This window comes from Secundilactobacillus muriivasis, from assembly GCF_054785195.1.
Window position 1 is genome coordinate 75,301 of the sequence record NZ_BAABMI010000009.1, and the last position, 10,440, is coordinate 85,740.

Consider the following 10,440-nt stretch of genomic DNA (forward strand, 5'->3'; position numbering starts at 1 on the left):
TTTTTGGCTAACGACTATATTGATATTCACGGGGCGCGTGCCCATAACTTGAAAAACATTAACGTTAAGATACCGAAGAATAAGTTGGTTGTTGTGACGGGTCTATCAGGGTCAGGAAAGAGTTCCCTGGCGTTTGATACGCTATACGCTGAAGGCCAACGGCGCTACGTCCAAAGTCTTTCGGCGTATGCACGTCAATTCTTGGGTCAGATGGATAAACCAGACGTCGATTCGATCGATGGCCTATCACCGGCAATTTCAATTGACCAAAAGACCACGTCAAAGAACCCCCGGTCAACGGTCGGAACGGTGACGGAAATCAACGATTACTTACGGTTGTTGTGGGCTCGAGTTGGGACACCAATTTGCCCTAACGATGGCACCGAAATTACCAGTCAAACCGTTGAACAAATGGTTGATAAGGTGTTGGCGTTACCCGAACGCACGAAGTTGCAGATTTTATCACCAATCGTGCGGGAGAAGAAGGGCCAACACAAGAAAGTCTTCGATAAGATCAAGCGTGAAGGCTTCGTACGGGTTCGCATCGATGGTGAAGTTCACGATGTTGATGAGGACATTGAACTCACTAAGAATCAGATGCACTCGATCGACATTGTGGTGGACCGAATCGTGGTTAAAGATGGCATCCGCTCACGGCTATTCGATTCCTTCGAAGCTGCGTTACGGTTGAGTGGTGGCTACGCGGTCGCTGATTTGATTGGTGGTGAACCGATTCTTTTCTCTGAACACTACGCCTGCCCAATTTGTGGCTTTACGGTCGGCGAATTGGAACCCCGCTTGTTCTCATTCAACGCGCCATTTGGGGCCTGTCCAGATTGTGACGGGTTAGGGATGAAGCTGGAAGTCGATCCAGACTTGATCGTGCCCGATGACAGTCTTACCTTGGCCGAAGGGGCCTTGGCACCATGGAATTCGAGTTCCAAATACTACCCTGAAATGTTACGGCAAGCCTGTGAGCAAGCCGGTATTTCGATGGATACGCCTTGGAAGGAACTATCTAAGGAGGACCGCAACTTTGTGCTGTTTGGCTCGAAGGGCAAGTCACTACATTTCCGCTTAGATAGTGACTTTGGTGGTGTTCGGGAAACGGATGCGCCCTTTGAAGGGGTGATCAATAACGTTGATCGTCGTTATCACAGTGGTTCCGATTTTACGCAAGGCCAAATGCAACAGTACTTCCGGGAACTGACCTGTCAAACTTGTCATGGTTACCGGTTGAACCGGAAGGCCTTAGCAGTTAAAGTTGGCGGTCACCACATTGGGGAAGTTTCTGATTTGGCCATTGGTAAGGAACTGCCATTCTTTGATGACCTTCAATTTAGCGAACAAAACGAAACCATTGCGCGGCCAATCCTGAAAGAAATTCGGGATCGGTTGACGTTCTTGGAAAACGTTGGTTTGGACTACTTGACGTTAAGTCGGGCCGCCCGAACGCTGTCTGGTGGGGAAGCCCAACGGATTCGGTTGGCAACGCAAATCGGGTCAAACTTATCCGGGGTGCTGTACATCTTGGATGAACCCTCAATTGGGTTGCATCAACGGGATAATGACCGCTTGATTGCCTCATTGAAGAAGATGCGTGATCTGGGCAACACCTTGATCGTGGTCGAACACGATGAGGACACCATGTTGGCGGCGGACTACTTGATCGATATTGGACCAGGGGCCGGTGAGCATGGTGGCGAGGTCATGGCGGCTGGGACGCCTAAGCAGGTTGTGAAGACCAAGAAGTCGTTGACCGGGCAGTATTTGGCCGGTAAGAAGTTCGTACCGATTCCAGAAACCCGTCGTCAAGGCAACGGCAAGAAGATTCGGATCACCGGGGCGGCAGAAAATAACCTGAAGGATATCACCGTTGATTTTCCACTGGGTGAATTTGTAGTCGTCACGGGGGTTTCCGGTTCCGGAAAGTCCACGCTGGTCAACACCATTTTGAAACGGGTGCTGGCGCAAAAAATCAACCGCAATTCTGAGAAACCGGGTAAATACAAATCAGTCAGCGGTATCAAAAATATTGAAAAGATCGTCGACATCGACCAAAGTCCAATTGGTCGGACGCCACGGAGTAACCCGGCAACGTATACCGGCGTCTTTGATGATATTCGCGGGTTGTTTGCCCAAACCAGTGAAGCCAAGCTACGCGGTTACCAAAAGGGTCGCTTTAGCTTCAACGTGAAGGGTGGCCGTTGTGAGGCCTGTCACGGTGACGGGATTTTGAAGATCGAAATGAACTTTTTGCCCGACGTTTACGTGCCATGTGAAGTTTGTCATGGTAACCGGTATAACTCAGAAACGCTGGAAGTTGAGTACAAAGGCAAGAACATCGCCGAAGTGCTGAACATGACGGTGGATCAAGCACTGGACTTCTTTAGTGCAATTCCTAAGATCACCCGGAAGCTGCAAACAATTCACGATGTTGGCTTGGGCTACGTGTCACTTGGCCAATCCGCTACGACCTTGTCTGGTGGGGAAGCCCAACGGATGAAGTTAGCGTCAGAATTGCAGAAGCGTTCCGACGGGAAGAACTTCTACATTTTAGACGAACCAACGACTGGGTTACACGTTGATGATATTAAGCGCCTGTTAGACGTGCTTCACCGACTGGTGGATAACGGCAACACCGTGTTGATCATCGAACATAACTTAGATGTCATTAAGACCGCCGACCACCTGATCGACTTAGGGCCTGAAGGTGGCGATGGTGGTGGCCAAGTGGTCGCTACTGGAACCCCTGAAGAACTAGCTCAGGTGAAGGAAAGTTACACCGGTCATTATCTGGCACCGATTCTTGAACGGGATCGGCAGCGGATGGCGGCACAACAAAAGTAATGATTTGAACAGTAAGCATCATGATGGTCTGTGAGGGCGGTCATGGTGCTTTTTTTGTGGTCTAAATTGATTTATCAAGCCTAGTTTCACATGACAGCACTATGAATCCAGAACTATACGGCAAGTGAAATTGGGCTACGTTTAATGAATAGTGTTTTAAAATTGGCCAACAAAGATGTAAATGTGTGATAAATGTAACAGAAACGTAATTTTAAACGCTGGTATTTTTACAATTTAGCACTATAATTTACCTTGGAGCATACTTAAATTTACCACTTTTATATATCGTGAATTGTATGAAAAATGCTAACTTGAATCGAGCGACGGGAAACTGGATTTAATGGGGGACTAACTTACGTTTAGGAAGCGCTTAAATGGGATTGAGCGCGAGTAACTTAGTAAAGTTAAACAATTGAATAACCACTCATTAACACTAGGGGACCATTGTTCGCAATACGGAGGGGTAACAATGGGGAAGTTAAGTCATTGTAATCATCATTTGGAGAAGGATCTTGCAACTAAAACGGAGCGTTTTAAGCTTTATAAGGCAGGCAAACTCTGGCTTGTTGCCGGTGTCGCAACGTTTTCGTTTGGTTTGGCCCAGTTGGGTGTGACGGTGGATGCCCATGCTGATGTGGCGCCAACCGATACAACGGATGTGTCAGGACAAGCAACGAGGAGTCAAACGATTCAACAAAAAGAAGTGGCGTTGTCGGCTAATTCGGCAACGTCTAATACTGCTACTTCGGGTACAGTAGCGACAACGTCGAGTTCAGCGGCTGAGACTGTCGGTGATGGTTCGAATGCGACTAATAGTAACGTAACGACGGGTGAAACCGGAGCGACCGAAACGACTACGACAGAACCGACCGCAGCTGATAAAACTGCAACCGATGTACCATCGGTCGAGGTACCGGCAACGCTTGATGATTCAGATGTAACGACTAAAACAGTTTCAAGTGAAGAGACACAGGCGACGAACGCCAGTGCCTCTAATTCGAGTACCAACAATGTTGTGAGGTATAAGAATCAGATAGGGGCAGTCTCAACGGATGGCACATCAACGGCCACTGATACGACCGGTACGACTGATGGTACAACGGCAGATGGTACGACCACGGCAACCACAGCTACTGATAAGCTGCCGGCTGGGTTCTCGGTTTCGGATCCAGATTATGCGGCAGGGACTTATGCGGCTTCGGTAAAGGATACTGGCGATCAGTATACCTATTTTGAAGTATCAAAAGGGAGCTATGATCTTGCCCTTTCAACAGACCGGGATACGGCTTCGAAAACTTATGTGACTGTGGCTCAGAAGACTGCTGATGCTTGGAAAGTACTTTCTACCCAAGATATTACAGAAAAAAGTAAGTATACCGATTCAACTACGGGGCTGACCGTCCACAATGACGAGAGTAGTGTCTATGTGCTATCAACCGTGGGAACGTATCAAATTGTAACGAACGTTTTTGGTTACCTCGATGGTGAATATAAAGCAGGCACCACAACCTTGACAAGCTGGAGTGGCGATGCGGTTTTAAAACCAATCCAGCAAACACAAACGACTAATTATGTTGACCAAAACGGCAATCAAATTGCGGATTCAGTTCAAATGACGGGCTTATCAGGTCAAAAATACACGACGGAACCGTCGACAGAAATTACGGGTTACGATCCCACAGCAAGTGCTAACGCTGATGGTTACATGTCACCATTTGTGGAAAACGACCAAACGATGACTGAAGTACTTTATAAATCAGGTGATGGTGCCAAGTGGGGGACATTGACGTATACGGTTAGTGACGTAAACGCTGGGACAATCGATTGGAAATTTATAGATGCTACCAATGGTGCAAATTATAAGGGTACCTTGACATATGATATCGCAACTGGAAAGCCAGGAGCTGCTGGCGCCTTTCCATCCTATCAGGTTGTCAACCCTTATATTCCACAAACGACAACCATCACCTACACTTATGATGCTACTAAAGTCGGAGTGAACGTCAAATACTTTGATGATACAGCCGGCAAAGAAATTAGTAAAACACAGATAAGTGAAACACAGATATATGGTAAATTTAACGAAGCAATTTCGATTACGCCCATTGCGATTACCGGCTACACATACAACCAAGACTACGCTGCAACCGCAACGGACAACGCTACTAGCTACACGGTCACATCACTTGCAAATGATAACACGGTGACATTGCACTACACTGCTAATCCGGAAACATTGGTGATCAAGCACGTTGATGAAGATGGTAACGAGATTGCGACTGCTGATGACCAGACAGTGACGTCAACATATAACACAGAAGTTCAACTGACTGAGGTTGATCAAAATTACAACATTACCGGCTATGAATTAGCTACTGATATGCCAAGAACCTACAAAATGGTTGATGGCGAAAACGTTGTTACCTTGAGCTACATCCAGCAGCAACCAATCACAGTCAACTATGTCGACCAAGCAGGACAAGCCATTGATCAAACGCTAATCACCAATCCAGAAACGTCATTAGCCGGAATCGTTGGTGAAACGGTATCCGTGCCAAGTCCAACTATCACGGGTTACACGGCTTATGCCACGAACCCAACCAATTACACGGTCATCGATGGCGATAACGCAATTACGTTAAAATACGTCAAAACGAAAGTTACCGTTTCGGTAGACGGCGATGGTAATGTTGTCGATGGTAATGGTAACAAAATTACGGCCGGCACTGCGGTAGATGGTAGTCAAGGGACTGATGCCCCGGTTTGGCCAACTAGTTTAACGGATGATGGTTTGACGGGTAATGATCAAAACACGAATCCGGATGTGAATAAAGATGATTTGGATCGGGCGATTCGGGAAACGGTTTATACGTTGGATCAGACGGGGAAAGTGATTCTACCGTCCAATGTTTGGGTCTACTTTACGCGAACGGCAACCGTTGATTTTTCTAACCCGGATAAGCCAACTGTCAGTTTTGGTGATTGGACGGCAACGGCTGGTCCCCAAACTGTAGCGGATGCAACAGGAACTGATTTCCAGCCAGCACTTGATTATGAACTTGCGCAAGATGTTACGGATAAGGCGGGTCAATCTTGGTACCTTTTTGACGCAACTGGGAAGGCATTGACCCCAGTTGCCTTAACGCGTGATGGCCAAACACTTTCAGGATTAGCTGCCCAACAAGTCACCTCCGACAGCAAGGATTCAACCTTCTATATTGTCTTTACCAACGATAAAACGTTCACCCGAACGATCAATTACGTCAACCAAGCGGATCAAAGTGTTGTTGCCGATAAGGTCACCCAAACGGTTACCTATCATCAAATTCCAACGTTAACCGTCACTGCAGGCACCCCAACAGTAACGTTAGGCAACTGGACGACGACGGCTGCCGACTTTGCGGCGGTTGATTCGCCGACAGTAACTGGTTTATACGCATTGACGCAAACAACGCCAGCTGAAACGACAGATCCAGCCACGAGCGCTGCAACTGAATCCGTAACGGTGACTTACGTTGCGGGCCAGCAAACGGTCACGATTAACTACGTCGGGTTGCCGGATGCTTTGAAACCAACTCAAACGAGTATCAGTGGTGATACTGGAACGACCACGACATTGACGCCAACTGAGGTCACTGGTTATCAGGCGGATGCTAAGCAATATGATGTTAGTTTTGCGGTTGGTGAAAATGGCACACTTGTGACACCAAGTATCACAGTGACTTACGTGGTAGCAACTCACGGCTATACCATCACACCCGTAACAGAAGACAACGTTGAGATTGGAGCGCCGCTTGACGAACAGGGGACGACCGCCACGACCATTAGTGATGGTGATTACCCAGATGTTGAAGGTTATACGGTTGAGCCGGGCCAGAATTTGACGGTACCAGCCGGGGATACCCCAATCTCAGTCATTTATACGCCAAATACAGTCACGCAGAAGATAACCATTCCAAGTACAACGCAAAAGGGTGACGGAACAGTCATCGATGAGACGCCGGTTGAAGTTGAGGTAACTGGTAAAACAGGCGAAGCAGTGTCTATTACGGTACCACCAAAAACGGGTTATACAACCAAACCAACAACGATAACGGGAACGGTCAATCCGAATGGGACGATTACGATTCCGGACACAACGACGATCACGTATGAACCAAAGACAGCAACGCAAACAATTTCAATTCCAAGTACAACGGAAGATAGCGATGGCAATCCGACTGATAGGACGCCCGTTACTGTTGGTGTCACAGGTAAAACTGGTGATCAAGTTCCGATTACGGTACCAACTAAAACGGGCTATACCCCAAGTCAATCGACGGTGATGGGAACGGTCAATCCGGATGGCACGATTACGATTCCGGATGAGACGACAATCGTCTACACACCAAATCCAGTCAAACAGACCATTCCGGTGCCAAGCACGACGGAAAATAGTAGTGGAAAAGTTATCGATGACACACCAGTTAATGTCGAGGTTGTCGGAAAAACGGGTGATGCAGTTTCCGTTACGGTACCGCCAAAGGCCGGTTATACACCAGAACAAGCAACGATTCCGGCGACAATTAATGATGATGGTACCGTCACGATTCCAGCCGATACGACAATAACGTATCAGCCAAATACGGTCACCCAAACCGTGACGATTCCAACTGAGACGGCGGATAGTGACGGGACAATCACCGAAGACACCACACCATTCACAATTAAAAAAACCGGTAAAACGGGCGATTCGGTTGAAATTACGTTGCCAATGAGGGATGGCTATACGACGACCACGCCGGTAATCACAGCAACAGTTGAGCCAGATGGGACGATTAAGGTTCCGGATGGGACTAAGGTCACGTATACGCCAGTTGAGGTCACCCAAACCGTGACGATTCCAACTGCAACGGAGGGTGTTGACGGGACAATCACCGATGATGCCAAACCATTTACCGTTGAAGAAACTGGTAAAACGGGTGATGCTATTGAAATTACGTTGCCACCGAAGGCCGGCTATACACCAGATCACGCAACTGTCACAGCAACTGTTAATGATGATGGCACCATCACGATTCCTGAAGATGAAACGGTAACCTATGCACGAAATACGGTCACTCAACTGGTGACGATTCCAACCGCTACAAAAGGTAGTGACGGAACAATTACCGATGATGCTAAACCATTTACCATTGAAGAAACCGGTAAAACGGGTGATGCGATTGAAATCACGGTACCATCAAGAGATGGTTATACAACAGCTCCCGCAACTGTTGTGGCAACGGTTACGCCAGATGGGACCATCGCAATTCCAACTGATACTAAGGTGACCTATACACCAAAAGAGACCACAACGACAGTTTCAATTCCAAGTACGACGCAAGATGGTGACGGCGCAACAACTGATAAAACGCCGATTAGCGTTAAGGTAACTGGTAAGACTGGTGAAGAAGTGCCAATCGCAGTACCAGAAAAGCCTGGTTATATTGCAAGTCAAACATCAGTGACTGGAACAGTCAAACCAGATGGAACGATTTCAATTCCAGAGGAGACCACGATTACCTATACACCAAAGGAAGTTACCAATACAGTCACTGTTCCAACTGCTACGGAGGGGAACGATGGAATCGTCACCGAAGATACCACACCATTTACCGTTGAAAAGACTGGTAAAACGGGTGATTCTATTGAAGTTACGTTGCCACCAAAAGCGGGGTATACGCCAGATCAAGCAACCGTTACGGCAACCGTTAATGATGACGGCACCATCACAATTCCTAAAGATGAAACGGTAACGTATGAACGAAATACGGTCACCAAAACCGTGACGATTCCAACTGAGACGGTAGGTAGTGACGGGACAATTACTGATGATGACAAACCATTTACCATTGAAGAAACCGGTAAAACGGGTGACGCTATCGAAATTACGCTACCACCAAGAGATGGTTATACAACAGCTCCCGCAACTGTTACGGCAACGGTTACGCCAGATGGGACCATCACGATTCCAACTGATACTAAGGTGACCTATACACCAAAAGAATTTACCGATACGGTTACGATTCCAAGTACGACACAAGATGGTGGCGGCGCAACAACTGATGAAACGCCAATCAGCGTTGAGGTAACGGGGAAGACCGGTGAAGAAGTGCCAATCGCAGTACCAGAAAAGCCCGGTTATACCGCAAGCCAAACGTCAGTGATAGGAACGGTCAACCCAGATGGGACGATTTCAATTTCTGAGAAGACGACTATCACGTACACGCCAAATTCAGTAACAAACACAGTTTCAATTCCAAGTACGACTCCAGGCAGCGATGGTGGTCCAGCTGATACAACACCAGTAGTTAGTGATCCAATTACCGGCCATACGGGTGATGTTGTCACTGTAGATGTGCCAACTAAAACGGGTTACACCCCAAGTCAAACGACAGTGACCGGTACGATCAACCCAGATGGCACAATTACGACAACTGAAACAGTGACGTACACGCCAAATACAGTCACCGGTAGTATCGTCATTCCAACGACTACGAAGGGTGGTAACACCCTCCCGACAACGAATGGAAGTTTTACAAGTACGCCAGTCACTGGTGTTACTGGAGATACAGTGACGGTAGCTGTCGAGGACAAACCAGGCTACACTCAAGATAAAACGACAGTGACCGGTACGATCAACCCAGATGGCACGATTACCACGACCGAAAAAGTAACGTACACACCAAATTCAGTTACGAAGACAGTTGCCATTCCAAGCACAACGTTCAAGGATAATAAGACAACGGTCGATAATAATGATCCGGTAACGAGTGCGGAAGTTACTGGTGTGACGGGTGATAACGTGACGATTGCTGTTCCGGACAAACCAGGCTATACCGCAAATAAAACAATGGTAACTGGTGTTGTGAACCCTAATGGCACGATCACAACGACCGAAAAAGTGACGTACACACCAAATTCAGTTACTAGCACAATTACAATTCCAAGTACCACGCCTGGTAACGATGGCGGCCCAGATGATACAACGCCAGTGGTGAGTGATCCAGTTACTGGTTTCACGGGCGAAACTGTAACGGTTGATGTTCCAGCTAAAGCAGGTTACACACCAAGTCAAACGACAGTGACCGGTACGGTGAACCCAGATGGCACCATCACGACAACGGACAAGGTAACCTACACGCCAAACACAGTTAACAAGACAGTTTCAATCCCAAGTAATACGTTGAATGGTGATGATACAGTTCGAAATGATGATCCAGTAACGAGTGCTGAGGTAACTGGGAAGACCGGCGATCATGTTACGGTACCGGTGCCAACCAAGGAAGGTTACACGCCAAATAAAACAACTGTTACAGGTGTAGTTAATCCAGATGGGACGATTACAACCACAGAGATAGTTGAATATACGCCAACTGCAACTAGGGGCACGGTTACAATTCCAAGCACAACGCTCGATGGCGAGGGTGACACGATTGATACGAACCCAGTCAAAAGTACACCAGTTAACGGTGTGACCGGCGATAAAGTCACGGTACCAGTGCCAACCAAGGAAGGTTACACGTCAGACAAAACAACTGTTACTGGTGTAGTTAATCCAGATGGAAC

2 protein-coding genes are annotated in these 10,440 nt (G+C 47.5%); both read left to right on the forward strand.

The window, feature by feature from the left end:
* Positions 1–3 precede the first annotated feature (3 nt).
* Entirely contained in the window at positions 4–2,850 is a 2,847-nt protein-coding gene (gene uvrA / locus ACYVR3_RS02480; RefSeq protein ID WP_461242988.1) for an excinuclease ABC subunit UvrA, read from the forward strand.
* Positions 2,851–3,319: 469 nt separating this feature from the next.
* Positions 3,320–10,440, forward strand: a 7,121-nt coding sequence (locus tag ACYVR3_RS02485; protein ID WP_461242989.1) for a MucBP domain-containing protein, incomplete at its 3' end; no start/stop codon positions are given.